A 25,546-nucleotide genomic window follows, 5' to 3' on the forward strand; every position below is an offset into this window, starting at 1 on the left:
TAGGCGATGTGCGGGTCATCGGCCCCGTCCTGATAAAGCAACCTATTTCCCGGCGGAACGTTTATACTGGGCGCCATATGCCTTTCCCGTGCGGAGCGGCCCGAATTCAGTCACCGGAAAATCGACATGCTGAGCTATCGCCACGAATAGTATTGTCTTCTCCTGGGTGGATGAGCGAGAAGTGAAGTAAATTGGTTAACAAACTTTAAGAGACTCCCCATAGCCAAGCCGGTAAAAACGGTTACAATCACACAGGATTGATATACACCAGACAGGGAGGGCTATGGGGTACGGACAAAGCGCATGTCGTAATGAATTTGAGCGCAAACGCGAGGAGTTGAGGCGGTTTTCGCGCAGCTTGTCAGGAAGGCACCTTCAGTTTCTGCGTTCGAGTTTATTTTCCGATACGGAGAACTTAATCAGTGAGCTCGAACACGAAATTTATATCAATTGCATGTCTTATCGTGGTGGCGTAGATGTTTTACAACTTGAAATAGAGCATCTTGCAGAGCAAGACTTTTTAATAATGTCAGGACAAGTTCAGCTTTACCTTATTGTCGAAAAAGAGCGAAAAAATAAAAATCAGCAAATCGTTCTTAAGCAAATAGGATTTGTAAGTGGAGGGGCTCAGTTTTTTGCTGGCGCAGGTGTATGTGTAGGCTCATTGGGGGCAGCATGTTCAGGATACGGAGCGCCAATGGCGATTCAGGGTGCGAATAACGCTTATGAAAGCGGGTATTATCTTCTACTCCGTAGAGATATATCCGGCCCAGTAAGGGACGCCTACCGCTATACAGCACAAACGTTAGGTTATAGCAATGATACTGCTGATATAGTATACGGTGCAGTAGACTTGGGCTTAACAGGGTATGGCGCTGCACGCCAGGTTCTATTGCCAAGACATAAATCATGGAAGTTGTTTCATCAAATTAAGAGCGATTATATTTTGGGCTGGCAGGAAATGAGTAAGGTTGCGATAGCTACTGATGCGATGGGAAGTGTAGCAACTTCTTATTCGATATACAGTATATCAGGTAATAGGGAGTAAGTACGATGGAAAATGATGTTATCTTATCTACAAAATCATGGCTTCCTGTTTTTGTATACTACGGTATATCGATACTTTTATTTATTTTACTTTATTACATCAAGCTGGTCGTGGATAAAAAGATGAAGCGCCCGTTATTTATCGTTTATACATTTATCGTCCCAATTATTGCAGCGCTGCAATTTGGGATTTTTTATCATGGGTATAACTTCTTAAGGGATATTCTTTTTATCAACTATGATATAGATCCTTATGACTCCATAATGTATGGAGCTCTGTTTTTTGCATTACTGTATTGCCTGGCCATGCCAAGAAATAAATATGTGAAATTTGTTTGATGCAACTTAACAGATAAAAAGAGGATGTTAATGGAAACTTTATTGTTCTGTTAAGAGAAGCATTTTATGAGTCAGCAAATTATTTGGCATGGGCCTTCTGTTCTTTATTGGCATGCTATTTATCACTTGCAATCTTCACGTTAAACAAACCAGTTGGAAAAAAGGCAAGGATAGCGAGAAGCGCAGACTGACCGATGAAGAGGGTAAACAGTTCGATGAACTCCGTGCTAAAACTGATTCCCCTGATATCGAAATCACCCGCCTTGAAGCCGTTGCTGACGATGAGCGAAGCCTTCCCGGCCTGCCGGCTAAGGACAAGACCGTCACCAATGACGAGCAGGTCAATAGCTTGTCACAATGTAATCATCTATAAGCAGTTTTTCTTAAAGTTGCATATAGGCTCTGGATATAGACTTTTTGTTTGTGGTTCTTTCAAACCTTTTCTGCTTTATACTCCCTTCATTCCGTTCTGGTGTTTTCACCATTGAGCATAACTACGTGGGGTGATTTGTGGGGTAATAAATCTTGAGATTCGAAACAAACCACAAATTAATCATTTAAAAATCAATTAAGTATAATCAAATGCTGAGCTATCGCCACAGTTTCCACGCCGGCAACCACGCCGACGTTCTTAAACACACCGTTCAGAGCCTGATCATTGAAGCGCTGAAGGAAAAAGAGAAGCCCTTCCTCTACCTGGACACCCACTCCGGCGCCGGACGTTACCAGTTAAGCAGCGAACACGCGGAAAAGACAGGCGAATACCTGGAAGGCATCGCCCGGCTGTGGCAGCGCGATGACATTCCCGACGCCCTGACGTCGTATCTGGACGCCGTGCGCGCCTTCAACCGCAACGGGCAGTTGCGCTACTACCCCGGTTCCCCGCTGATTGCCCGTCTCCTGCTGCGCGCGCAGGATAAGCTGCACCTGACGGAGTTACATCCCAGCGACTATCCTTTATTGCGCCAGGAGTTTCAGAAAGACGAGCGGGCGCGGGTGTTGCGTGACGACGGTTACCAGCAGCTCAAGGCGCAGCTCCCGCCCGATTCGCGGCGCGGCCTGATCCTGATTGATCCGCCTTACGAGATGAAAACGGACTATCAGGACGTGGTAAAAGGCATTCAGGAAGGCTACAAACGTTTCGCCACCGGCGTCTACGCCCTGTGGTATCCGGTGGTGCTGCGCCAGCAAACCAAGCGCATGATCCGCGACTTACAGGAAACCGGCATCCGCCGTATTCTGCAGATCGAACTGGCGGTGCGCCCGGACAGCGATCAGCGCGGCATGACCGCCTCGGGGATGATTGTCATCAACCCGCCGTGGAAACTGGAACAGCAGATGCGCGAGCTGTTGCCCTGGCTGCATCAGGCGCTGGTGCCGTCAGGCACCGGGCACACGCATCTGGAGTGGATCGTGCCGGAATAATTCCGGCCTATCGCAACAATAGGCCTAATCTTTGTGGCGATAACGGCTCTGGCGTTACACTTGAGCCCAATATTTGTCTCTGACTATGGACCCAGCTAATGACGAAACATTACGACTACATTGCAATTGGCGGCGGCAGCGGCGGCATCGCCTCCATCAACCGTGCGGCCATGTACGGCCAGAAATGCGCCCTGATTGAAGCGAAATATCTGGGCGGCACCTGTGTAAACGTCGGCTGCGTGCCGAAGAAGGTGATGTGGCATGCGGCGCAGATTTCAGAAGCGATCCGCCTGTACGGCCCGGATTACGGCTTCGACACCACGATCAACGGTTTCGACTGGAAAACGCTGGTCGCCAGCCGCAGCGCCTACATCGACCGCATCCATCAGTCTTACGAGCGCGGCCTGGGCAATAACAAAGTCGACGTCATTCACGGTTTCGCCACCTTCATCGACGCGCACACCGTTGAGGTCAACGGCGAGAAAATTACCGCGGACCATATCCTTATCGCCACCGGCGGCCGCCCTTCACGCCCGTCGATTCCCGGCGCGGAATACGGCATCGATTCCGATGGCTTCTTCGCCCTGGATGCAATGCCGAAGCGCGTTGCCGTTGTGGGCGCAGGCTATATTGCGGTGGAAATCGCCGGCGTACTTAACGGGCTGGGGGCAGAAACCCACCTGTTCGTGCGCAAGCATGCGCCGCTGCGCACCTTCGATCCGATGATCGTAGAAACGCTGGTTGAAGTGATGAACGCCGAAGGGCCGCACCTGCATACGCAGTCCGTGCCCAAGTCCATCACCAAAAACAGCGACGGCAGCCTGACCCTGACGCTGGAAAACGGCAACAGCACGGAAGTGGACTGCCTGATCTGGGCCATCGGCCGTGAGCCGGCCAACGATGCCATCAACCTGGCCGCTACCGGCGTGAAAACCGATGCCAAAGGCTATATTTCAGTAGATAAATATCAGAATACCAGCGTTCCGGGCATCTACGCCGTCGGCGACAACACCGGCGCGGTGGAGCTGACGCCGGTCGCCGTGGCCGCTGGCCGCCGCCTGTCCGAGCGCCTGTTTAACAACAAGCCCGACGAGCATCTGGATTACACCAATATCCCCACCGTGGTGTTCAGCCACCCGCCTATCGGCACCGTCGGCCTGACCGAAGATCAGGCGAAGGAACAGCATGGCGCGGATAACGTGAAAGTGTACAAATCCGCGTTTACCGCCATGTACACCGCGGTCACCCAGCACCGCCAGCCGTGTCGTATGAAGCTGGTCTGCGTTGGTCCGGAAGAGAAAATCGTCGGTATTCACGGCATCGGATTCGGTATGGATGAAATCCTGCAAGGCTTCGCCGTCGCACTGAAGATGGGCGCGACCAAGAAAGATTTCGACAATACCGTCGCCATTCACCCGACCGCATCGGAAGAGTTTGTGACCATGCGCTAAGCCGGTTAATGGCCGGATCACCTGCGAAAAAGCCGGAATATATTCCGGCTTTTTTTCATCAGAACCCAGGCACTCCCCGGCAACGGACAAAAAAAGCCGCAACAACCCGTTGCGGCAAAAGCACAAACGCTCCCTTCGTTTGTCTATGAAATTTCGTGGATAAAGCTCAGAAAATCACTTTTACGCATCAGCGCCAGCCGACCGCGAAACTGACGCATCTTGCTGTAAATGGATTTGTCCGCCACCTGCAAGTTGGCCGCAATGCGCTTCACCCGCACGCCGCTCATCATATTGTCCAGAATGGTGAACGTTTCTTCGCTGATGTTGCCTGGTTTGTTGGACTCGCGGAACATCCCGTCAATCGCCGGTGAAATGAAGATCTCGCCGCGCAGCACTGCCTGCATTGCCTTCTTAATGGGTTCCAGCTGGGCATTTTTGCTGATAAAGCTGGCGTTTTCGATGGTGCGCAGGAAGTTCAGCGTGTAGTCATGCTGGTTGGTGGTCCAGAATACAACGCGGTACGTTTGTTCGTAGCTCAGGTGGGTCAGTGTACGGACGATCTCAAAAATCGACTGGTCGAGGCTGTCGAGATCGAGAAACAGGATTTTGCTTTGCATCACCGGGCACGTTCCCGGCGCAATATCTGAACGACAGAGCTTGAGCAGCCCTTTGACACCTTCGGTAAACAGGGGGTCGTTGGAGACGATGCCGACGCAGGCGTCGTTAATGTCGATCACTTCCGATGTTGATATTACTCTCATAATAAAAGCCTTTTACTCTTGCCGGACGCTAACTCAATAGCGTCAATATCCGTACTGCTGACGGTTTGTCTGTTCAGAAATCTACCGAAGACGCTAAGCAATACTTATGCGATATTGCTTAAAATCTGCGACAAAAATCCTCCGTATCCCCTTTTTGGGATGCCCCTAATAAAGCAGATATATTTTTAAAAACAACGCCGAATTCTGAAAATGACTATTACGCAAAATGAAATATCATAATAAAACCGACCAGACTTCGTATTTCCTCATGATTCCGCGCAGACGATTTATTGCATAAAGCCCCTAACACTCCACGCAACACGATGATATATATAACAAATAATAAACCCCCAACAATAAAACTACGACAGCGCCAGCAGGTTCATTATTTCCGCGCCTGAAAAGTAAACTCAGGTTAAACATCAGTGATGTTGTAAAACATTAGTAAATTATTTAGATTGCACGCCAGACAATATGCGGCGGTGCTATCTTTAACCATACGGCAATAGTCTCTGAAAAGATAAATCCTGCTCCATAATAAATCCGCATTATTGTGAATAAGTATTCATCTGCGCCATGGAATTCAGGCTCAATTTATACCTGACCGAACTCAGACAATATTTTCCATGGGGACAGAGCGCAAAAAATGACGATACAGCCTGAACGCACGGTCATTATGCTGGGAAGGAAGCAATTCCACGCCCGCTTTCAGCCCATCGTCGGACTCAGCCAGCAATATTACGGCGCGGAACTCCTCTCCATAGTCAGCGGCGTAGACAACGTGGAGGACTTCTTCTCCATTCAATCCAGCCGCAGCGTCAGAGACTTGGTTGAACAGCAATTAAAGCTGGTCAGCGGAAAAAATGAACGTATCTTCATCAACATCGCCCACCAGAATCTGATCGACGATGATTTCGTCAACCGTCTGTTATCCATCCGTACCCCGCTGGCGCTGGAAATCGAACACCTGGCGTCGCTTTCCCTGGAGGAGCATCTGCGCGTGCGCCATAACACCGGGCGGCTGCGCGACTGCGGGCATCAGATCTGGCTTGATGACGTAAAACGGCATACGCCGCTGGCGGCGCTGCGTTACCTGTACTGGGACGGGATCAAAATCGACAAGCACTATTTCTGGCAGATGCGCGGCGCTTTCCTGCAACAGGCCGCACGTTTTTACCGCCGCTACGCGCAAACCATTCTGGTGGAAGGCATCGAAACAGAGGTGCAATACCTGCACTGCCGGCAATCCGGTATCGACCTCGGCCAGGGGTACTACTGGCACTGTTATCTTCCCTGAGGAAGAACATCCTGATCTGCGGCGTAGCGTCGCAGGTAGTCGACCAGTTCCATAATATGCGGCTCGGCGCTGCGGCTCTTATGGTAGTGCGCATATATCGTGCCCACGGCGTGGCTTTCCGGCATCTCCAGCACCTGAACCTCCATCAGCCGGGCAAACGGCCGGGCAAAATGCGCGCTACACAGCAGAATGCTGTCTGACGTCGCGGCCAGCAACATCAGATTAAGCAGAGACGTACTGGAGTAGATCGGCATCTTGTTGCGCGGATTAAGCACCTCATTGTCCGCAAACAGCGAAGGCCACATCGTTGAACTGAGGTACTCCTCCTGCTCCAGCTGCGCCATGGTGAACCCCGGCCCGATGCGCGGGTGCCCTTTGCGGCACAACACCACCGGGCGCACTTCCATCACCGGCTCATTGGCGATCGTCCAGTCGGCGTACTTTTGCGGCGTCAGGCTGAGATCGATTTTTCGCGCACGCAACCGGCTGATGTCTTTTGATAAATCGCCGTCGTGGGTTTCCGTCAGCAGCGTGACGTGGCGAAAATTATACTGCTGCGCCTGCAATGCCTGTAATAAATAAAACTCCATTACCGGCGAAGCGCACAGTTTAATGCGTATCCGGCGGCGATCGTCCTGCGACACGCTGCCCGAGGTGCTGATCGCCTGCTGCATGCTGGCCAGCGCGCGGGAAAGATTGGGCGTGATATTCAACGCCACGGCGGTGGGTTCTAAACCATGTTTGGTGCGGATAAACAGCGGATCATTAAATCGCTCACGCATTTTATTCAATGCGCGGCTCACCGAAGCCCCTGAACTCCCCAATAATTCAGCCGCCAATGTTACGCTGCGCGTATCCATGACGGTTAAAAAAACATGAATCGTACTCATGTCGATATCGTACATAAACTTACCCTGAGTAGTTATTTATTCGGCGGGTCAGAGGGAAGCGACTACAGTGTAAGTGGCTGGTTGTACTAAAGCAAATCCGTCATTTTTATCAAAATAAGATGACCACAGAATAAAGATGGCTATTTCCCTGAAATACAGAACCGCATATTGTCATAGAGAAATTCTTAAAACATCTTGCCAATCGCAAAGAATAATCCGAACGCCGGCGGGCAATTTTTCCGCCTGAGCGGAGAAAAATCTCATTCCTGACGCTATCCGGGATGTTTATTTTGTCTTGAATTCACGCTCTGCTAGAATTTATTCAATTACATCAATGAAAAGGATATATCCGCCGCATTCCGCGGATACATGGAAATCGTAATGCCAATGACAGAAGAGCAGCAGAAAAAGACCATCATACCGCCGCCGGTAGAGAAAACGATCGGCCAGGCAACCCGCTTCGTTGACTGGTTCAGGGCGCTCCCCGTCGTCGCGCACCTGCTGCGCGCCGTGGACCGCTTTAACGATCGCATGGGAAGCCAGTTCGGCGCGGCCATCACCTATTTCTCTTTCCTCTCCCTGATTCCGATCCTGATGGTGTCGTTCGCCGCCGCGGGTTTCGTGCTGGCTTCACATCCTTACCTGCTGACGGAGCTGATCGACAAAATCGTCAACAACATCAGCGACCCGACGTTAGCGAATACGCTGAAAAACACGGTGAACACCGCGGTGCAGCAACGTACCACCGTCGGCCTGACCGGCCTGGCTATCGCCCTGTATTCCGGCGTCAGCTGGATGGGCAACATGCGGGAAGCCATCCGCGCCCAGTTGCGTGACGTCTGGGAGCGCAATCCACAGGAAAAGGAAAAAATCTACTTCCGCTACCTGCGCGATCTCATCTCCCTGACCGGGCTGGTCATCGCCCTGATCGTGACGCTTTCCTTAACGTCCGTTGCCGGTTCGGCGCAGGCGTCAATCGTCAGGGCGCTGGGGCTGGACGGCATCGAATGGCTGCGTCCGGCGCTGACCACTATCGCGCTGTCGATCTCCATCGCCGCGAACTATCTGCTGTTCCTGTGGATTTACCTTGCCCTGCCGCGCCACCGTCCACGCAAAAAAGCGCTGCTGCGCGGTACGCTGCTGGCGGCAATCGGGTTTGAAATCATCAAGTCCATCATGACATGGACACTGCCGAGCCTGGCGCGTTCGCCCTCCGGCGCGGCGTTCGGCTCGGTGATCGGGCTGATGGCCTTCTTCTACTTTTTCGCCCGCCTGACGCTGTTCTGCGCCGCCTGGATCGCTACCGCAGAGTACAAGGACGACGAACAGATCCCCGAGCGCCGCAAAAGCGCTTAATCGCCGTGCAGCGGGTAGCGTTTAGCCAGAAAGTCGAGGAAGCAACGAATACGCGCGGAGAGCTGACTGTTGCGGTAATACACCGCATGGATTGACTGGTAGCTCTCCAGCATTTCCTCTTTCAGCACCTGAACCAGCCGCCCCGCCTGACGATCCTCATAGGTCATGAAGTCCGACAGGCAGGCGATGCCCTGCCCGCTGAGCGCCAGATGGCGCAGGGTTTCACCGCTGGATGCCGCAATAGCGGGCGTAATCGCCAGGCTGGCGCAGGTTTGCTGCTTGAGCGGCCACTGGTTAAGCGTGGCCGGCTGGGTGAAGCCCAGCAGGCAATGGGAAAACAATTCGTCTACGCTCTGCGGCGCGCCATGTTTTTCCAGATAAGCCGGCGCGGCCAACAGCTTCAGGCCGGAACGCCCGATGGGGCGGGCATGCAGGCTGGAATCCTGCAAATTACCGATGCGGATCGCCACGTCGGTGCGCTGCTCCAGCAAATCGATGATTTGATCGCTGGTGTTAAGCTCCAGGCGGATGTCGGGATAGCAGAGGGAAAACTCGCCGATAATCGGTACCACCACGTGCAACATAAACGGCGATGCCGCGTTGATGCGCAGCCGTCCTGCCGGGCGGTGGCGACGCTGGGCCAGCAGCTCTTCAGCCTCTTCCATCGCTTCCAGAATCGACCGCGCCCGTTCCAGAAACAGCCTTCCTTCTTCGGTCATGTCGATGCGCCGCGTAGTGCGGTTAAGCAGCGTGGTTTCCAGCTTCTGTTCCAGCCGCCCCAGCGCCCGGCTGACCCCGCTGGGCGTTTGCCCCAGCAATTCCGCCGCCGCGGTCAGGCTGCCGGAATCCACGACGCTGACAAACGCCAGCAATTCCTCGGTTGTGGTTTTCATTTTTGCATGCCAGTCAATTATGTTGTGAGCATCACCCGCTATTTTAGCAAAAGTACTCCGGGCACACTACGCACATTCCTTATTACGGAATCCCCAGTTACGGAGTGCATATTATGCCCATTGCTCTTTTTGCGCTGACCATCAGCGCGTTCGCCATCGGGACCACCGAGTTCGTCATCGTCGGCCTGATCCCCACCATCGCGGCGGACCTGCAGGTTTCCCTGCCTTCAGCCGGGTTGCTGGTCAGCCTGTATGCCCTTGGCGTCGCCATCGGCGCGCCGGTGCTCACCGCGTTAACCGGCCGGATGCCGCGTAAGTCGCTGCTGGTTTCCCTGATGGTGCTGTTTACCGCCGGTAACCTGCTGGCCTGGCAGGCGCCCGGTTATTTCTCCCTGATTACCGCCCGCGTGCTGACCGGGTTGGCCCACGGGGTGTTCTTCTCCATCGGTTCCACGCTGGCAACCAGCCTGGTCAGTAAAGACAAAGCCGCCAGCGCCATTGCCATCATGTTCACCGGGCTGACCGTCGCCCTGGTGACCGGCGTCCCGCTGGGCACCTTTATCGGGCAGCACTTCGGCTGGCATGAAACCTTCCTGGCCGTTTCGCTGCTGGGCGTCATCGCCCTGGCGGGCAGCCTGATTTTCATCCCCAAAGGATTGCCGCACACGCCCCCGGCGTCGATCGCCCGTCAGCTGACGATCCTGAAACAGCCGCGCCTGCTGATGGTGTACGCCAAAACCGCGCTGGGTTACGGCGGTAACTTCGTCGTCTTCACCTTTCTGGCGCCGGTGCTGCAACAGGTGACCGGCTTCAGCGCCGGCATGGTGACCTGGGTATTGCTGATTTACGGCGTATCCGTCGCCGCCGGCAACCTGTGGGGCGGACGTCTGGCCGATCGCCTCGGCCCGGTGAAAGCGCTGCAAATCATCTTCCTGCTGCTGGCGCTGGTTCTGGCCCTGTTCGGCCTCACTGCGCATAACGGTACGCTGGCGCTGCTGACGGTGTTGTTATGGGGCGCCGTAGCCTTCGGCAACGTCCCCGGCCTGCAGGTCTACGTGGTGCAGCAGGCGGAACGTTACGCGCCGCACGCGGTGGACGTGGCTTCCGGCCTGAATATCGCCGCGTTTAACCTCGGCATCGCCGGCGGGGCCTGGGCTGGCGGCATGGTGGTTAATCACCTCGGCCTGATGGCGACGCCCTGGATCGGTTCGGTCGTCGTATTGGTCGCCCTGGGGGTAACCAGTTGGAGCGGATATCTGGACAAACGCCTGTGCGCACAATAAATTCAGGGCGGTATCCTGATTAATCACCGCCCGGAAACCGTATGACGCTGAACCGCTGTCGTTACCCGGTCGCCTTAGTACTGACGGCCGTTATCATTGTCCTTTGGTTCTGGTTGCGATCCTCTTCCCGTCCCGATGCGCTCTGGCACATCGTGAACGGGCAGTGCGTCCCGCATCAACAGACGCAGTACCGGCCTGCGCCCTGCGCCAGCGTCAATCTGGGGCAGGGCTACGTGGTGTTCAAAGACCGCAACGGGCCGTTGCAGTATCTCCTGATGCCGGTGACGAAGGTCAGCGGCATGGAATCGCCGGAACTGCTGACATCACGGCAAACCAACTATTTCCTCGCCGCCTGGCGTGAGCGTCATTTTCTGGAACAAAAGCTCGGTCGCGCCATTCCCGTTCAACAGCTTTCCTTCGCCGTGAACTCCCGCTACGGGCGCAGCCAAAATCAGCTGCACATTCACATGTCATGCCTGAAACCGGCGGTGCAAAAACGGCTGGAAGCTCAGTCGGCACAGTTGAATACCCGCTGGCAGCCCATCGATAACGGCATTAACGGTCATCAATATTGGGCGCGCGCGCTGAGCGCGGACGAACTCGCACAAAGCACGCCGTTCCGGATGCTGGCGGATGGTCTGCCCGGCGCGCGCAACAACATGGGCTCATACGGTCTGGCCCTGGTGCCGCTGACGGAGCAACGCTTTGTGCTGCTTGCCACCCGCCTTCAGCTCTGGCGGCTGAATCTCGCTTCAATTGAGGAGATTCAGGATCACAGCTGCCCGCAGCTCTATGCGCCACCTGACGCCTGATGTGGGACAGATCACAGTGATAACCTTCTATTAACAATTCTTCGCGTGAAGCCGCTACAGTAAACGTTCATCGCGCCTGCCCGGCGCAATTTTTCCTTAAGGAGCCAGACCATGCCCTACGTCAATATCAAAATCACCCGTGAAGGCGCCACGGCAGAACAAAAAGAAGCGCTGATCGCCGGCGCCACACAGTTGCTGGTTGACGTGCTGGGCAAAAACCCGGCCACCACCGTGGTTGTCATTGACGAAGTGGACACCGATAACTGGGGAATCGGCGGAAAAACGGTGACGGAATTACGCGCGAAAAAATAACCGTTTCAATCGCGGGAATTCAGGCTGAGCCGGGATTCACCGCGATAACCCGATCTACGTCAATAAAATCAGAACGGCGTTTTATTTATGTTGACGAGAGGTTCCGTCATAGTGAGACTAGCTAAAAGCTTCCTCTTCTAATGGACTAAACTCACATGACCACTTCCACAACACCGGCAAAAATCGCCGTCATCGGCGAATGCATGATCGAACTGTCGCAGAAAGGCGCGGATCTTTCCCGCGGTTTTGGCGGCGATACCCTGAATACCTCCGTTTATCTGTCACGGCTGGTGCCAGCGGACCGCCTTGAGGTGAACTACGTCACCGCGCTGGGCACCGACACCTTCAGCAGCGAAATGCTCGAAGCCTGGAATCAGGAAGGCGTGCGCACCGGGTTAACCCAGCGTTTGGACAACAAATTGCCGGGGCTCTACTTCATCGAAACCGACGCCAGCGGCGAGCGCACCTTCTACTACTGGCGCAACGACGCCGCAGCGCGTTACTGGCTGGAAAGCCCGCAGGCCGAAGCGATTTGCGCACAGCTGGAGGAGTTTGATTACCTGTACCTGAGCGGCATCAGCCTCGCCATCCTCAACGACGCCAACCGCGAGCGCCTGATAGCGCTGCTGACACGCTGCCGCGCCAAAGGCTGCAAGGTGATTTTCGACAACAACTACCGCCCGCGCCTGTGGCAGAGCAAAGAGCAGACGCAGCATGCCTATCGCGCCATGCTGTCCTGTACCGACATTGCGTTCCTGACGCTGGATGATGAAGACATGCTGTGGGGGGAAAAACCGGTCGCCGACGTGCTGGCCCGCACCCACGCGCTTGGCGTCGGCGAGGTGGTGATTAAACGCGGCGCAGATTCCTGCATCGTGTCTTCCGCCGACGGGGAAAACGACGTGCCGGCGGTGAAGCTGCCCAAAGAGAAGGTGGTCGATACCACCGCCGCCGGCGACTCCTTCAGCGCCGGCTACCTTTCCGTGCGCCTGACCGGCGGCGACGCCGTGTCTGCGGCACGCCGCGGCCACCAAACGGCCAGCACGGTCATTCAGTACCGCGGCGCAATCATTCCCCGCTCCGCCATGCCGGAATAAGTCCTGCCAGGCAAAAACGCCGCCGGTTTCCCGGCGGCGTTTTTATCGAACAGACACAACCATCAGTTCGCGGACGGCGTCTGCGCCGGTGCGGTTAGTTCGCTTTTCGGCGTAACGTCCGGCACCGTTGCGGCCGGAGTATCAGCCGGTACAACATCCGCTGGCGGCGCGACATCATCACTGGCCAGCCCCAACGCCTGATTGTAGGCCGCGGCCAACGCCTTCACATCGCCCTCTTCTTCACCGCGCGGCTGACGCAACACCAGCGTAGGCTGACGGGAAAGCTGCACGCGCAGTTCCTGATTCAACACCTCAAGCGAGGCCGTGTTCAGAAACTCCTGGCGCAATTTCTGGTATGCCTCCGGCGAGATATCTACCACGCCGCTCTGCTGAGAACGTAAACGCTGGCTCATCAGGATGTCGGTATCCGTGCGGGCATACGTGGCGAACAACCGGGCCAACTGACCGTTCTTCTGCTCAATGAGCGCGGTGAACTCTTTGTTATCAATGCCTTTCTCGCGCAGCACGGCCATTTCCGCCGCCACAAAGTTCAGCGCTTTGCTCATGCTGGCCTGCGGCGCCAGAAGGTGAATACCGCACTGTGAACGCTGGTACTGCACCTGGCAGTCAAACGACAGGTTCACGCTGTTTTTCAGCGCGCTGCCGCCCAGCGCCTGTTTCAGGTGCCAGAACAGCGCTTCACGCGCCAGATCGCTGCGCCAGTAACGCAGCATCGCCTGAGAGTCACGAATTGGCTGCCAGGGCGTGTCCCAGATCAGGGAAAGATCATCCTGCTTCAGTACATCGCTGATCAGCGCCACCGGCGTGGTCGGCAGCGGAGAAAGCGTCGGCACGGTCGCCGGCGTTTCGCGTTTCCCCTGCAACGAGGAGAACGCCCTGGCGATTTGCTCGTTCAGGGCGCGGCCATCGACGTTGCCCACCACATACAGCGTGACGGCATCAGGCGTATACCACTGATGATAGAAAGACTCCAGTTGATTCGCGTCGACCGGCGCCGCCGGCGTTTTACCGGGATCGTGCCCCAGCAGCGTGGAGCCTTTCAGGCGATAGCGCCACCAGGCATCCCCGGTATCGACCGGCAACGTCATCATCAGCGAGGAAACGCTTCCGCTCTGCAAAGCCTGCGTCACCGTGGCCTCGTTCACCGGCAGTTTTCCCACCGTGGAGGCCAGCCAGTGCAGCGAGTCCTTCAGCAGATCCGGGCGGTTATTGGGCAAACTCAGGTTATACGACGTGTAATCGTACGACGTCACCACCAGCGGCAACGGCTTGGCGGGATTGATAACCTGCTGGAAAAAAGACTGCAATTGCCCCGGCGTCAGCGTTTCGCTCTGAGTGAGCGCCAGGCGCGGCAGCAGGTGGGCAAAGCCTGCCTGCTGAGTCGATTCGATAAGTGAGCCGGTGTTAACCAGCATACGCAATTCAATCCGATCGGACGGACGCTGGGGCGTTGCCAGCACCTGCCATGAAAGACCGTTATCCAGTTTGCCTTCCTGCCAGGCCGGATCGGGTTGTAGCGCTTCAGAATGCACATTGCCGCCGACCCCTGCCAGCAGCAATCCACCAATCAAAAGACGAATTCTGGTGCCCTGCATGTGAACCCCTACTAAAAAACTTGCCAATAAGAACCCCGCGAGCAGGGTTCAAAGGATGCCATGTTATACGGCTGAGTGTGTAAATTGTCATTTAGACCACGAAGACACGCCGATATCACCACGCGGAGAAAAATATTTCTGTACCGAAGCGGCCGGATCAATAACGAATGGAGCACATTATAGAGATGCCCCCATTCGCAGCAAGCGAATGGGGGCATTTAGTGGGGTAAAATCAGGAAGTACGATTATAACGACTGAGTTTGTGTCTCATCCGGGCGCTTTTTGCCCAGAACATCTTTCATCTGCTTTTCATCCAGCTGACGGCAGCGCTTCGCAACAACGATCGTCGCCACGCCGTTACCCACCAGGTTGGTCAGGGCACGCGCTTCAGACATAAAGCGGTCGATACCCAGAATCAGCGCCAGACCGGCCACCGGCAAATGCCCTACGGCGGAGATGGTCGCCGCCAGGACGATAAAGCCGCTGCCCGTCACCCCGGCAGCCCCTTTAGACGACAGCAGCAGAACCACCAGCAGGGTGACCTGATGGAAAATATCCATGTGCGTGTTGGTCGCCTGGGCGATAAACACCGCAGCCATCGTCAGGTAGATAGAGGTGCCGTCAAGGTTGAACGAATAGCCGGTTGGAATGACCAGCCCGACCACCGATTTTTGGCAGCCGACCTTCTCCATTTTGTCCAGCATACGCGGCAGTACAGACTCGGAAGAAGAAGTACCCAATACGATCAGCAACTCTTCCTTGATGTAGCTGATAAAGCGGAAAATGCTGAAGCCGGTGGCTTTGGCAATGGAACCCAGCACGAACACAACGAACAGCAGACAGGTGATGTAGAAGCACAGAATCAGTTGCCCCAGCTGCACCAGCGTACCCACGCCGTATTTACCGATGGTGAATGCCATGGCGCCGAATGCCCCCAGCGGAGCAAGACGCATGATCATGTTGATGATGCCGAAGATAACCTTGGAGAAGCTCTCGATGAAGTTAAACATCATCTGACCTTTCTCGCCCAGGTGGTGCAGGGCAAAACCAAACATTACGGCGAACAGCAATACCTGAAGGATGTTACCGCTGGCGAACGCACCAACCACGCTGCCCGGAATGATGTCCAGCAGGAAAGGAATAATCCCCTGCTGCGACGCCTGATCCGCATAAACCGCCACCGCTTTGGCGTCCAGCGCGGCAGGGTCAACGTTCATACCCGCGCCGGGCTGAATCACGTTTACCACGACCAGACCGATAATCAACGCGATGGTACTGACGATTTCAAAATAGAGCAGTGCGATGGCCCCGGTGCGACCCACCGCTTTCATACTTTCCATGCCCGCAATCCCGGTTACCACGGTACAGAAAATAACCGGCGCAATAATCATTTTAATCAGTTTTACAAAGCCATCCCCCAGCGGCTTCATCTGGGCACCTAGGTCAGGGTAAAAGTGCCCAAGCAGGATACCGACCGTAATGGCTATCAATACCTGAACATAGAGGCTCTTAAAAATATTTCTTTTCATAATAACTATCCTTATTGGGTACTCACGCAACCAGATACAACGCATACCCCTGTCTTCCTGGTTGCGACAACGTCGCCACTGTCCGAAGCCCTTTAGGGTACAGAACCGGGTTACACTTTGTATAACCTTCTTATCACCCGGCTCAGGATTCCAGCCTGCGCCTGCGCGGAAAATAACACCTATGTAACAACATGAAAATGATATGTTGCAACCTGAAACGGGAAATGATCAGATTTAAGAGCTGAAACGCATCAAGCTATGATTGATTTGACAAGTAAATTTAGGATTGCGCGAACAGTAACCACATTAACAACATGGAAATAAAACATCGCTAAAATGTAACCATCAGGTTAGATAGCGTCGAATAAACTCATCCTGCGGCAGCGCCGGCGCAAACAGGTATCCTTGCACGCAGAAGATGCCGTTTTGTTGCAGCCAGTCGCATTGTTCCTGTGTTTCCACCCCTTCCGCCACCACATGCAACGACAGCTCTGCGGCAATGGCGTTAACGATGCGTACCAGCGAACCGTCCTGCGGCAGTCGCTCGACGAAGCTTTTGTCGATCTTGATAATATCGACAGGCAGGGACTGGAGATAATTCAGCCCGGCATACCCCATGCCGAAGTCGTCCAGCGCCACCCGGATGCCACGCTCGCGCAATTGCCCCAACGTGGCCGCGGCATGGGAAATGTCGCGGATGCGAGCCGTTTCCGTCACTTCCAGGTGCAACAAGGTCGCGTCAATGGCGTACTGCTCAAGCAGCGACGTCAGGTGGTCGGCAAAGCGTGAGCCGGAAAGCTGCACGCCGGAAACGTTAAGCGCCAGCGGCAAACGCAGGCCACGCGGCTGCCATTCCGCCAGTATCCGCACCACCTGCTCCATCGCCCACTCGCCCAACGGCACGATGCCTCCCGTCTCTTCCGCCAGGGGAATAAACACCGAGGGGAGCGGCGAACCGCCGTCCTGCCGGTGCCAGCGGATTAATGCCTCCGCGCCAACGGCCTTGCCGGTGCGTAAATCCAGCTGGGGCTGCAGATACAGGGAGAAATGTCCTTCCTTCAGCCCGTGCAAAATCGCGTCTTCCTGAGTCAGCCGCTCGCGGGCCCGCTGCGCCAGCTCCGGTTCGAAAAACAGAAAGTGGTGATGATCGTCGCGGCCGACGATATTCAGGGCGGAGCTGGCCTGGCCCATCAGCAAGTCTACCTCCGCACGCGCATCGGTGATTTCATCGCTGCGCTTATGGCATACGGCAATGCCGATGTTGGCTTCCGGGCGGATACCGTAATCCGGCAGCTCAACGGGTTGATTTATCTCGGCAATCAGCCGCTTCGCCAGGTGCGTCGCCTCGAAGGGCTGCTCCGTATCCAGCGCCAGCACGACAAAGCGGTCATGGTTGATTTGTGCCAGCAGGTTGCCTTCATCCATACACGACTTTATCCGCGCCACGATAGTCTTCAGCATGCGGTTACGCTGTTCGGAATCCAGTATGCCCATCGCTTCCTGCAACGTACTGATGCCGATCAGCATCACGCTGAACAGCGGCGCGCGGCGCGTGGACAGCAGGTGCTGCTCCAGCATCGGCAGAAACAACGTGAGATTGGGTAAATCAGTGACCGGGTTGCGGGTGGACATCCGGTTCATCATGTCATGCGCCTTTTCCAGCGCCATCTGATTGCGGTTATAGGTGCGAACCAACAGCCCCAGCTCGTCGTCGCCATGCAGCGGCGGCAGGGTCAGTTGGTGATAATTGGGCGAATTGAGCGGCATGGCGTTCAGTTCCTGCGCCAGCGCGCGCAGCGGGTGCACCAGCATGCGGTTCATGCACCAGCTGATGGCGACCGTCAGCACCAGCGCCAGCAGCAAATAGGCAGACACCATGGTAGACAGCATCGACAGAATAAACTGATACAGGCGGTAGGCGTCGATCTGCATCACCAGATGCGCCACGGGCTGGCGCGCGGCCAGGTTGCTTTCCGTACCATACAGCGGAACGGAAAGGCGCACCGGCAGGTCAAACAGGCGGACCACCATCGGGGGAACCGGACGCAGCGGCAGGAAATCGGCGTGCAGGCCCGGCACGTTGCCGGGCAACACAACGTCAGCCCGGGCGAGAATGCCGGGCGTTTTCAGGCTGTTCAGCAGCTGCTGCGCCCTGGGAATATCAACGTTCATCACGGCCTCAGCCAGCGGGTCGCGCACCGTATGCGACATGCTCCACATCTGGCGGATATAGTCATTTTTACGCTGATCCACGAAATGAAAGAGCTGGATCGTAATAAAAATGCAGATAGTGACCAGCGCCACAACGGACACCATCGCCATCTGTTTGATCGTTAAAGAACGGCTGACTCGCAAAATCCTCTCTCCGCAGCAGATAGAGCTAATTACAGGATTAGGCAGAAAGATCTGAATTCCGGATTATGTTGCCAGAGTATACTGGAATATTTTGCGATTGAATCCTGTTTAGGCCGGAGGGATGGTTTTTTTTTGGTCAAGGCAGGCGGGCATTTTAAAATATAACGCTGCCCGCCCCATCCTTATTTAAAATCCGCGTAGGGAATTAACGGCTGCGGCGGCATATCCAGGTCGCCTTCCCAACCGGCCATCGAGTAACGGACATAGAGCAGGGCATGGCTGGGGGTGTAATCCTTCGCCTCCTGGATATCGACGCCGGCGCCCAACGTCCAGTGCGCGCTGAGACGACGCTCCACCACCGCGCGCAGGGTGTAGCCGAAGCCGCTGCTGGTGCTGCCGGTTTCTATCGCGTCTTTATCCGCGTAGCTGTCCGGCACCAGATTTTGCAACGGGTAGCGTTCCTGATCTTTGGTGGTGGAACGGGACCAGGAGACAGAGCCGCCCAAATCCCATGACCAGTTTTCCGTGCGCTGACGATAGTTCACCGGCACCGCCAGCGAGAAGTAGCGCTGCGGGCTGTAGTAACCGCCCTGGCCCAGCGTGTAGCCGCTCAGGTCTTTTTGGTAGTGCCACAGCATGCTGCTCAGCCCGACACTGACGCGGCGGTTATCTTCGTTGATCAGCTTGTAGTAATAGCCGCCCATCAGGCGTACGCGGTTATTGTCCGCCACGTTTTTACCGGTCAGTTGGTCAGCGCTCAGATCGCCCCAGACGCCGTTGGCCCCGCCGCGATCGTAGCTGCTGCTCAGGCTGACCCCGTTGGCCCGCACGCCGCCCCAGGTAATTCCGGTGTTGGGATCGCGCCGCCCGCTGAATGAAAGCTGGGAGCTGGAGATCGGGCGGCGGTGGGCGTTTACCGTCCAGCCGATATGGTTCCAGTCGCTGCTGTAGCTCAGGCCGCCGACCCAGTCCACCACGTCAAACCCCAGCGGCGTGGTGCCGATATCCGCGCTCCAGGTGTCGTTGCTCCACCCTGCCGCCAGGCTCGCTCCGTTGGCGCGCTGTTTATTACTGCCGGAGCATCCCTGCGCCGCGCAGGTGCCGAATTTATCGTAATACTTACCATCGCCATCGCCGCCGAAGGTGCCGGCATCCATCTGAACATAGTCGGTGCGCAAAAACATACGGCCGTCATACAGCGGCGCGTCGGCCTGTAACATGGTGGTCTGCGCGGTAAGGTCGGAATAGCCTTTGGTGCCGCTGGAACCCCAGTAATCGTGGTCCAGCGTGATCCGCACATCCTGCTGGCGGTACAAATCCGCCGCATCCGCGCGAATGCCGCGCTTCAGCCAGTCATCGGCGGGATTATTGCGCATCAGGCGGGTAAAGGTGTCGTTGTCCCGCGGTACGGCCGGCGTAATTTGCGACGCCACCATTGCGTTGCGGTATATATCCAGCGCCTGCTGCGGCTGATGCTGTTTCACGTCGTAGCGGGCGACATCGCGCAGCGCCAGCGCGCTGTCCTGCCCCGGCGGCTGCGTCAGCGCCTGCCGGGCGATATCACGGAACATCGGATCGGCACGGCTGGCGTCGCCCACTTCCGACCAGGCGTTCGCCACGCGGCGCGCCGTATTCAGCGACGGCGTTTCGCCGGCCGGCTGTTTCAGCGCGCTCAACCCCGCGCGCGCCTCGCCCAGTTTGCCCTGCGCGATAAACGTTTCCACTTCGCCGAGCCGCGCATCCGCATTTTCCGGCTCCCGCTGCGCTACCCGCTGGTAGCGTGACTGCGCGTCGTCATAGTCTTCCCGCGCCAGCGCCCAGTCGGCCAGGGTCAGATCGATGCGCGTATTCGCCGGCTGTTGTTGCAGGTAGGCAATCGCCTCCTGCTCATGGCCCGTCGCACGCAGCGCATTGGCCTTCTGCAAAACGCCGTTGAGCTGCAAGCGCTGCGCCAGTTCGCGGATATTGTCGTCCCATTGCCCTTTGGGCAGGGTATTCAGTTGCGCCAATGCCGCGTCGTCCCGGTCGCTGCCGGAAAGATAGAGCGCACAGGCATAAACCTGTTGCGGATCAGCCGGGTGTTTCTGCGCCAGCGCCCGAAACAGCGCGTCCGCCTGCGCCGGTTGCCCCGCTTCACGCAAATCCTTTGCCAGGTGGTACGTCAGCCACACGTCATCCGGCGTAAGCGCCAGCGCCTGACGCAGCTTGTCCGCCGCCTGCGCCCACTGCTGCTGTTTCTCCAGCGTCTCCGCCTCCTGCTGCAGCGCATCGGCCTGTAAACGTTGCAGGGTATCGCGCATCGCGTTGCGCTGATTGCGCGGCAGTTGGTTCAGGTACGCCAGCGCTTTATCCGGCGACTGCCGCTGGTAAATCTTCACCAACCCGCGCAACGCGCTGCCGTTACCGGGATCAAGGCGCAACGTCCGCTGATAAAAGCGCTCCGCCGCCGCGTCATCATTGCGCGCTACGGCGACGTCGCCCAACCCCAGCGGCGCATAGCCGTCGGTGTTATCCACGCCCTGCGCCTGCCGGTAAAAACGTTCCGCCTGCCCCAGTTGCCTGGCCTGCAGGGCGTTATCGCCCTGTTTAATCAACAACCAGTAACGGTTGGTTTTAATCAGGCTCTGCCACTTGCTGTTGTTATAGCCCGCGGTATCCGCTTGCGCTGCCTGCTCCAGCAACTGCAAGGCTTTGGCGCGGTTGCCCTGCCGGGCGTAAGCCTGCCCCAACGCACCCAGCACTTCGCCGTCATCGGGCTTCTCTGCCAACGCGCGCTTCAGATCGGGGATCGCCACCGCGCCCTTGCCGTTATCGACCAGCGCCAGCCCGCGGGTACGCGCCCGAAAGGCCGGATCGGCCAACAGCGCCTGCTGTTGCGTCAGTTTCTGTCTTGCCTTTGTGGCATCGTCACCGTCGGTGAATTCCAGCAGAAAACTTTGCAACTGCGCGACGCTGGCATCGCTGACCGGCATTTTATCAATCTGCGCCAGCCAGATATCCGCCGCGTCGGAACGGGTGCCGACATCCGCCAGCATCTGGTGCACCACCAGAAATCCCGCCTGGGATTGCCCGTCGTCAAACAACAAGTTAGCCAGCGTGTTACGCAGGCTGCCGCTGCCGGGATATTGTTGGTTCAGCGTTTGTAGCCGGGCGATAGCCTGCTTGCGCTGGCCCGGCTGCCGGGCCACCAGCCGCCAGTATTCCACGGCCAGATCCAGCGAGGGCGGCGTCGTGCCGCCAAACAGCGTATGGTAAGCCTCTACGGCCTCCGGTATACGCCCCGCCGCGGCCAACAGGCGCGCCTGCTGCAATTGCTGCCGCCCTTCGGGCGACGCCAGCATCATCTCGGTTTTGGCATCCCGGTAAGCCCCGGAATCCGGCGCCAGCTTCGCCAGCCGGTCCAGTTGCTGCTGCGCCTGTTGCTGGTCGCCCTGACGCAGGGACAGGCGCAGGCGCGCCGCAATCACGTTCGGGTTGTCCGGGTCCATCAGCTCCAGACGATAAAGGGATTGCTTCACCAGATCGTCACGATGGGTCGCCTCCCCCAGGCGGATCTGCTCAAGCAGCCACTGCTCCGGGGAAACGGCGGCCTGCGCCGCAGAGAGAAGGAATAACGGAAGGCCGGCCCACCCCAGCCGTTTTAATGTGAACTTACGCATTGGCGATCCCATTGAGGTACCAGCTCACCCTCAGAGTTGAAGCGAAATCGTTGCTGATCCCATCCCTGGCCGAAAAGTGTTAACACCGAACTGTAATACGCCCCGCCCCCCGGCGGATTTTGCGCCACCCGCTGACGCTGGACCGCCAGCGCCGGGTCGCCGTGCAGGAAAGGCAACAGCGCGGCGGAAAACCCCACCGGCCCGCCGCCGCTGACTTCACCGCTGACGGTATCCACGCTCTCCGGCGGCACCCCCGCCCGTGCCGTGGCCTGCGCCATCGGCTGCCAGCGCTGCAGCAACGCGGCCTTGTCCGGATCGTCGTCCGCCAGCATGCCGGCCCACAGGTAAACGCGGATGGCGTTGTAGCTGCCGGCGCTATGTTTTTCCGCCGTCGGCTGCCAGCCCTGCGTCTTCACCCAGTCAATCCAGTCCGGCGCAAAGCCTTTGGGCGAACTCTCCAGCAACAGGCGCTGATTCACCGCCCGCATCGCCTGCCACGGGCCGTGATAGCGCGCCATGCGCGCCAGCAACTGCGGCGGCTGGTAGCTCGGGTTGAGCGTCCAGCGCCCCTCGCGGGCAAACCCTTTCCTGCCCGGCAGCAGCATCACGCCCAGGCCGGGTAAATCGGCGGTTTCCTCACGGGCGATGCGCTGCAACAGCAGCGTGCCCAGCGACTGATAGCGGTGAACCTGCCACAAGCGCCCCGCTTCCAGCAGGCTGTATGCGATCCACAGATCGGAATCCGACGCAGAGTTATCGTCCAGCACGCCCCACTGCTTCTGTGCGTTCTCCCCCCACAGCCAGGCGGGCAGGCGGGCGCTGAGATCGCCCCGCGCCAGATTGTCCTGCGTCCATTGCAGCAGGGTGTCGAAAGTCTCGCGGTCGTTAGCCGCCAGCGCAAAGAACAAGCCATAGCTTTGCCCTTCCGAAGTGGTGATCTTCTGCGGCGAAGACGTATCGATCACCCTTCCCTGTTCGCTGACGTAGTTCTGCCGGAACGCCTGCCAGGCCGGCCACGCACAGGGCGCGGCCCGCGACGTCAGGGGAAGCAGAACCAGCAACAGGAGCAACGCGCCTCTGCCAATGCCTTTCATCGCCGTTATTTCCGTTCATCCGCGGACAAACGGCGGCGGCTCAGCAGACGCAGCAAGCGCCACAGCACCCAGGCAAACAGCACCACGCTCACCACCGACAAGATGGCCAGCAGCACCGGATGCTCGGCGAAGGCGTGCCACAGGCGCTCCCACCACGGCAGGTGACCGACATAATAAACATCCCCCACCCGCAGACTGTTGACGCCGGACTCACGGATCACCGCCACGGAGCCGAACATCGCCGCGCGTTTGCCGCTGTCGTTCAGCGCCTGATTGAGCAGCTCGTAGCCGCGCGGGCTGTCCGCCAGCAGCGCCACTACGCTGCGTTGATCGTCAAACGGCGACTGGAAGCCGATCACCGCCGCCATCGGGCCGTCGGAGCGGATATCGGTGCGGGCGTCGGGCTTGATGTCCGCCGGATCGGGCATTACGGTGTCCAGCGCCGGCTGGCGCAGCGGAACTTTCACCCAGCTTTCCGTGGCCTGCACCAGCAGGTTAATCTTACTGTCGTCCTTCAGGGCATCGGGAATAGTGCCGATCAGCATAATGTCGTCATTCCGCGCTTTCGCCGACGCCCAGTCATCCGTCAATTTCACTTGCAGCGCCGGGTAACCGGTCTGGGCGCCGACGGCGCCGAGCGTGTTCAGCAGGGCGCTGAGCTGCGCCGGGCGCGGGCTTTTACCGACCACCACCGTGGTCTGCGACAGATCCGCCAGGCGGCTGAAAGGGAAGCCCGCGTTGGCGTAAGCGCGCAGATCCGGCATCGCCATAAAGTGGCGATAGCCGCTGAAGTCGATGGTGGAATTGCCGTCAATCACCACATGGTTGTCGACCGGCTGGTAGGTCACGCAGTTATCGATGGAGCCGCCCGGCATCGGGTTGGTGTAGCTGAAGTCGAAACGCAGCTGGTTACTGGCGCCAAGCCGCAGCGCCGGAATCGTCACTTCAGTGCCTTTATCAATCAGCCCCTGCAACAGAGGCAGGCGCATCAGCACGGAACCCTTTTCATGCTGCGCCGTGAGCGGAAATGCCTGAATAAACTGATCGTTGAGACTGACGCTCATCCGCGAGCTGTCATCCGCCGGCGGCGCGGTATAGCGGTACTTGAGGTCCATGTCGATGCCGGTGCTGCGGATCAGGTACAAATCCGGCGGCAGGTTCACCGTCACGTTAATCGGCGATGGCACCAGCCCGCTGGACTGCAGCTGCCCGGCATAGGTTTGCAGCTCGGAGAAAGTCATCGGCCGGTCGGTGCGCACCCAGTTCGGCGCATCGTAAGGCTGGCGCGGCGCCAGGGTTTTCACCCCCTCCACCTCCACGCTTTCACCGCGGAACAGAATGTTGCCCTGCGCAATGCCGCGCACTGCGGTTTGCAGGTCGTCGTCATTGCGCCCCAGCACCAGCAACAGCTTGACGTAAGGGTTGTCGGGATGCCCGATCATTTCCACCGTCGGCCCTTTCACCGCCGGATAGTCCCGCAGGAAATCCGGGCGCTTGTCGTTCGTGGCGAACACGATGGCATGACGATCCGGCAGTTGGTTATACAGCACCGGGAAATTCTGGCCGCGCCACTGCGCACGCGCGCCGAACCAGGAGGCCAGAACCGCCGCCGAACGTTGCTGGCTGGCGTCGGGCGCAGCGGCGAACACCATCGGCAACGTCAGCGGGCGGGTATCGCGGCTGTCGAAGAAGGGTTCCGGAAAATGGGAGAGATCGTTTTTCAGCGGCAATGTCTGGTAGGTCAGAGCCAGGGCGCTGCCCCTGCTGACGTCCAGCCACAGCGTAGTGTTGGCCGGGTTTTCGCAGATGATGCGGTAGTGGCCGACGAACTCCAGCCGCACCCGGTTGAAGTCGGAAATGTAACGTGGGTCGATGGGCATCTGCACCTGCGTTTTCTGCCCCAGTTGCTCTTTGGCAATCGGGATCACGCCCATCAGTTCATCATTCAGGTAAACCTTGACCTGCGACTCGGTCGGCAGCAGCGCGGGAGAGGGAATAAACTCCAGATTCAGCAGCGCTTTCGACACCACTTCATCGCTGCGTACGCCGAACTCCACCTGGCTGGTCGGATCGGTGCCGCGCAGCCGGATGCTGCCCGGCGCCGGCGCGATTTTGGCAAAATTGAGCACCACATCGCGTGAAGGCACCGCTTCCACCTGCGGTTGCGCCACCGCATCGGACGCGGCGGATGGGTCCGCCAGCGGGGTGACGGGCTGGGAAGCCGGCAGCGCCGGGACAACCGGCTGCGTCGGCGTCGTCGGCTCGGCGCGCACCAGAGCGCTCACGCTCAGGGCTACCGCAGTTAGCCAAAATAGTTTTCTCTTCATCAT

General features: G+C 57.5%; 19 protein-coding genes and 1 pseudogene. 11 read left to right on the plus strand and 9 right to left on the minus strand.

Features of this window, described 5'->3' with window-relative positions:
• The first annotated feature begins 283 nt into the window (after positions 1-283).
• The 5 genes and pseudogenes from C8D90_RS08310 to gorA all read left to right on the plus strand — a co-directional run bounded on the left by C8D90_RS08310 (position 284) and on the right by gorA (position 4,262).
• Positions 284-1,048 (plus strand): DUF4225 domain-containing protein, encoded by a 765-nt coding sequence (locus tag C8D90_RS08310; RefSeq protein WP_115457980.1) that lies wholly within the window; start codon positions 284-286, stop codon positions 1,046-1,048.
• Between the two features lie 5 nt (positions 1,049-1,053).
• Complete coding sequence (locus C8D90_RS08315) at positions 1,054-1,386, plus strand: hypothetical protein (RefSeq protein WP_115457981.1); 333 nt, start codon at positions 1,054-1,056, stop codon at positions 1,384-1,386.
• Positions 1,387-1,498: 112 nt separating this feature from the next.
• Positions 1,499-1,723 (plus strand): annotated as a pseudogene (locus C8D90_RS08320) (phage major capsid protein); the annotation flags it as partial.
• 245 nt (positions 1,724-1,968) lie between these two features.
• On the plus strand, positions 1,969-2,811 hold the full coding sequence (locus C8D90_RS08325; protein WP_115457982.1) for a 23S rRNA (adenine(2030)-N(6))-methyltransferase RlmJ: 843 nt from the start codon (positions 1,969-1,971) through the stop codon (positions 2,809-2,811).
• A gap of 98 nt (positions 2,812-2,909) precedes the next feature.
• Positions 2,910-4,262, plus strand: coding sequence for a glutathione-disulfide reductase (gene gorA, locus C8D90_RS08330; protein WP_115457983.1), 1,353 nt, complete (start codon positions 2,910-2,912; stop codon positions 4,260-4,262).
• A gap of 143 nt (positions 4,263-4,405) precedes the next feature.
• On the opposite strand, the gene C8D90_RS08335 is transcribed toward gorA, so the two are convergent.
• Positions 4,406-5,023: a response regulator transcription factor gene (locus C8D90_RS08335; RefSeq protein ID WP_115457984.1), complete on the minus strand. Its 618-nt coding sequence runs from the start codon at positions 5,021-5,023 to the stop codon at positions 4,406-4,408.
• 646 nt (positions 5,024-5,669) lie between these two features.
• On the opposite strand from C8D90_RS08335, the gene C8D90_RS08340 reads away from it, so the two are divergent.
• Positions 5,670-6,320 (plus strand): EAL domain-containing protein, encoded by a 651-nt coding sequence (locus C8D90_RS08340; RefSeq protein WP_115457985.1) that lies wholly within the window; start codon positions 5,670-5,672, stop codon positions 6,318-6,320.
• On the opposite strand, the gene C8D90_RS08345 is transcribed toward C8D90_RS08340, so the two are convergent.
• A complete protein-coding gene (locus tag C8D90_RS08345) occupies positions 6,308-7,225 on the minus strand; it encodes a LysR family transcriptional regulator (RefSeq protein WP_115457986.1) in 918 nt (305 codons plus the stop codon). The genes C8D90_RS08340 and C8D90_RS08345 overlap by 13 nt on opposite strands.
• 366 nt (positions 7,226-7,591) lie before the next feature.
• On the opposite strand from C8D90_RS08345, the gene yhjD reads away from it, so the two are divergent.
• The gene (gene yhjD / locus C8D90_RS08350) at positions 7,592-8,566 is read left to right on the plus strand and encodes an inner membrane protein YhjD (protein ID WP_115458186.1); all 975 of its coding nucleotides are present in this window, start codon (positions 7,592-7,594) and stop codon (positions 8,564-8,566) included.
• Here yhjD and C8D90_RS08355 read toward each other — a convergent pair.
• Positions 8,563-9,459: a LysR family transcriptional regulator gene (locus C8D90_RS08355; RefSeq protein WP_115457987.1), complete on the minus strand. Its 897-nt coding sequence runs from the start codon at positions 9,457-9,459 to the stop codon at positions 8,563-8,565. The two genes, yhjD and C8D90_RS08355, sit on opposite strands and share 4 nt — an antisense overlap.
• Before the next feature lie 113 nt (positions 9,460-9,572).
• Between C8D90_RS08355 and C8D90_RS08360 the strand changes: the two genes are divergently transcribed.
• From C8D90_RS08360 to kdgK, 4 genes are all read left to right on the plus strand, one after another.
• Complete coding sequence (locus C8D90_RS08360; RefSeq protein WP_115457988.1) at positions 9,573-10,742, plus strand: MFS transporter; 1,170 nt, start codon at positions 9,573-9,575, stop codon at positions 10,740-10,742.
• A gap of 41 nt (positions 10,743-10,783) precedes the next feature.
• Entirely contained in the window at positions 10,784-11,554 is a 771-nt protein-coding gene (locus C8D90_RS08365; protein WP_115457989.1) for a CDP-diacylglycerol diphosphatase, read from the plus strand.
• 111 nt (positions 11,555-11,665) lie between these two features.
• Positions 11,666-11,866: a 2-hydroxymuconate tautomerase family protein gene (locus C8D90_RS08370; protein WP_115457990.1), complete on the plus strand. Its 201-nt coding sequence runs from the start codon at positions 11,666-11,668 to the stop codon at positions 11,864-11,866.
• A 155-nt stretch (positions 11,867-12,021) separates the two neighbouring features.
• On the plus strand, positions 12,022-12,963 hold the full coding sequence (gene kdgK / locus C8D90_RS08375) for a 2-dehydro-3-deoxygluconokinase (protein WP_115457991.1): 942 nt from the start codon (positions 12,022-12,024) through the stop codon (positions 12,961-12,963).
• Between the two features lie 62 nt (positions 12,964-13,025).
• Here the strand turns inward: kdgK and C8D90_RS08380 are convergent, their stop codons facing one another.
• The 6 genes from C8D90_RS08380 to bcsB form a co-directional block, all read right to left on the minus strand.
• On the minus strand, positions 13,026-14,579 hold the full coding sequence (locus C8D90_RS08380; RefSeq protein ID WP_115457992.1) for a M16 family metallopeptidase: 1,554 nt from the start codon (positions 14,577-14,579) through the stop codon (positions 13,026-13,028).
• Between the two features lie 245 nt (positions 14,580-14,824).
• Entirely contained in the window at positions 14,825-16,108 is a 1,284-nt protein-coding gene (locus C8D90_RS08385) for a dicarboxylate/amino acid:cation symporter (RefSeq protein ID WP_115457993.1), read from the minus strand.
• A gap of 345 nt (positions 16,109-16,453) precedes the next feature.
• Positions 16,454-18,463: a biofilm formation regulator HmsP gene (gene hmsP / locus C8D90_RS08390; RefSeq protein ID WP_115457994.1), complete on the minus strand. Its 2,010-nt coding sequence runs from the start codon at positions 18,461-18,463 to the stop codon at positions 16,454-16,456.
• Positions 18,464-18,645: 182 nt separating this feature from the next.
• A complete protein-coding gene (bcsC, locus tag C8D90_RS08395; protein ID WP_115457995.1) occupies positions 18,646-22,122 on the minus strand; it encodes a cellulose synthase complex outer membrane protein BcsC in 3,477 nt (1,158 codons plus the stop codon).
• Positions 22,104-23,216 (minus strand): cellulose synthase complex periplasmic endoglucanase BcsZ, encoded by a 1,113-nt coding sequence (gene bcsZ / locus C8D90_RS08400; RefSeq protein WP_115457996.1) that lies wholly within the window; start codon positions 23,214-23,216, stop codon positions 22,104-22,106. The genes bcsC and bcsZ overlap by 19 nt, the downstream gene beginning before the upstream one ends.
• Positions 23,217-23,221: 5 nt before the next feature.
• On the minus strand, positions 23,222-25,543 hold the full coding sequence (gene bcsB, locus C8D90_RS08405) for a cellulose biosynthesis cyclic di-GMP-binding regulatory protein BcsB (RefSeq protein ID WP_115458187.1): 2,322 nt from the start codon (positions 25,541-25,543) through the stop codon (positions 23,222-23,224).
• Positions 25,544-25,546 lie beyond the last annotated feature (3 nt).

Origin of the sequence: Enterobacillus tribolii, from assembly GCF_003363015.1 — a bacterium.
In the GTDB taxonomy this organism is placed as follows: domain Bacteria; phylum Pseudomonadota; class Gammaproteobacteria; order Enterobacterales; family Enterobacteriaceae; genus Enterobacillus; species Enterobacillus tribolii.

What these genes read in the sequence shown, in the direction of transcription:
- C8D90_RS08310 (WP_115457980.1), top strand. Translation starts at nt 284, where the DNA reads ATGGGGTACGGACAAAGCGCATGTCGTAATGAATTTGAGCGCAAACGC.
- C8D90_RS08315 (WP_115457981.1), top strand. Translation starts at nt 1,054, where the DNA reads ATGGAAAATGATGTTATCTTATCTACAAAATCATGGCTTCCTGTTTTT.
- C8D90_RS08325 (WP_115457982.1), top strand. Translation starts at nt 1,969, where the DNA reads ATGCTGAGCTATCGCCACAGTTTCCACGCCGGCAACCACGCCGACGTT.
- gorA (WP_115457983.1), top strand. Translation starts at nt 2,910, where the DNA reads ATGACGAAACATTACGACTACATTGCAATTGGCGGCGGCAGCGGCGGC.
- C8D90_RS08335 (WP_115457984.1), bottom strand. Translation starts at nt 5,023, where the DNA reads ATGAGAGTAATATCAACATCGGAAGTGATCGACATTAACGACGCCTGC.
- C8D90_RS08340 (WP_115457985.1), top strand. Translation starts at nt 5,670, where the DNA reads ATGACGATACAGCCTGAACGCACGGTCATTATGCTGGGAAGGAAGCAA.
- C8D90_RS08345 (WP_115457986.1), bottom strand. Translation starts at nt 7,225, where the DNA reads ATGTACGATATCGACATGAGTACGATTCATGTTTTTTTAACCGTCATG.
- yhjD (WP_115458186.1), top strand. Translation starts at nt 7,592, where the DNA reads ATGCCAATGACAGAAGAGCAGCAGAAAAAGACCATCATACCGCCGCCG.
- C8D90_RS08355 (WP_115457987.1), bottom strand. Translation starts at nt 9,459, where the DNA reads ATGAAAACCACAACCGAGGAATTGCTGGCGTTTGTCAGCGTCGTGGAT.
- C8D90_RS08360 (WP_115457988.1), top strand. Translation starts at nt 9,573, where the DNA reads ATGCCCATTGCTCTTTTTGCGCTGACCATCAGCGCGTTCGCCATCGGG.
- C8D90_RS08365 (WP_115457989.1), top strand. Translation starts at nt 10,784, where the DNA reads ATGACGCTGAACCGCTGTCGTTACCCGGTCGCCTTAGTACTGACGGCC.
- C8D90_RS08370 (WP_115457990.1), top strand. Translation starts at nt 11,666, where the DNA reads ATGCCCTACGTCAATATCAAAATCACCCGTGAAGGCGCCACGGCAGAA.
- kdgK (WP_115457991.1), top strand. Translation starts at nt 12,022, where the DNA reads ATGACCACTTCCACAACACCGGCAAAAATCGCCGTCATCGGCGAATGC.
- C8D90_RS08380 (WP_115457992.1), bottom strand. Translation starts at nt 14,579, where the DNA reads ATGCAGGGCACCAGAATTCGTCTTTTGATTGGTGGATTGCTGCTGGCA.
- C8D90_RS08385 (WP_115457993.1), bottom strand. Translation starts at nt 16,108, where the DNA reads ATGAAAAGAAATATTTTTAAGAGCCTCTATGTTCAGGTATTGATAGCC.
- bcsC (WP_115457995.1), bottom strand. Translation starts at nt 22,122, where the DNA reads ATGCGTAAGTTCACATTAAAACGGCTGGGGTGGGCCGGCCTTCCGTTA.
- bcsZ (WP_115457996.1), bottom strand. Translation starts at nt 23,216, where the DNA reads ATGAAAGGCATTGGCAGAGGCGCGTTGCTCCTGTTGCTGGTTCTGCTT.
- bcsB (WP_115458187.1), bottom strand. Translation starts at nt 25,543, where the DNA reads ATGAAGAGAAAACTATTTTGGCTAACTGCGGTAGCCCTGAGCGTGAGC.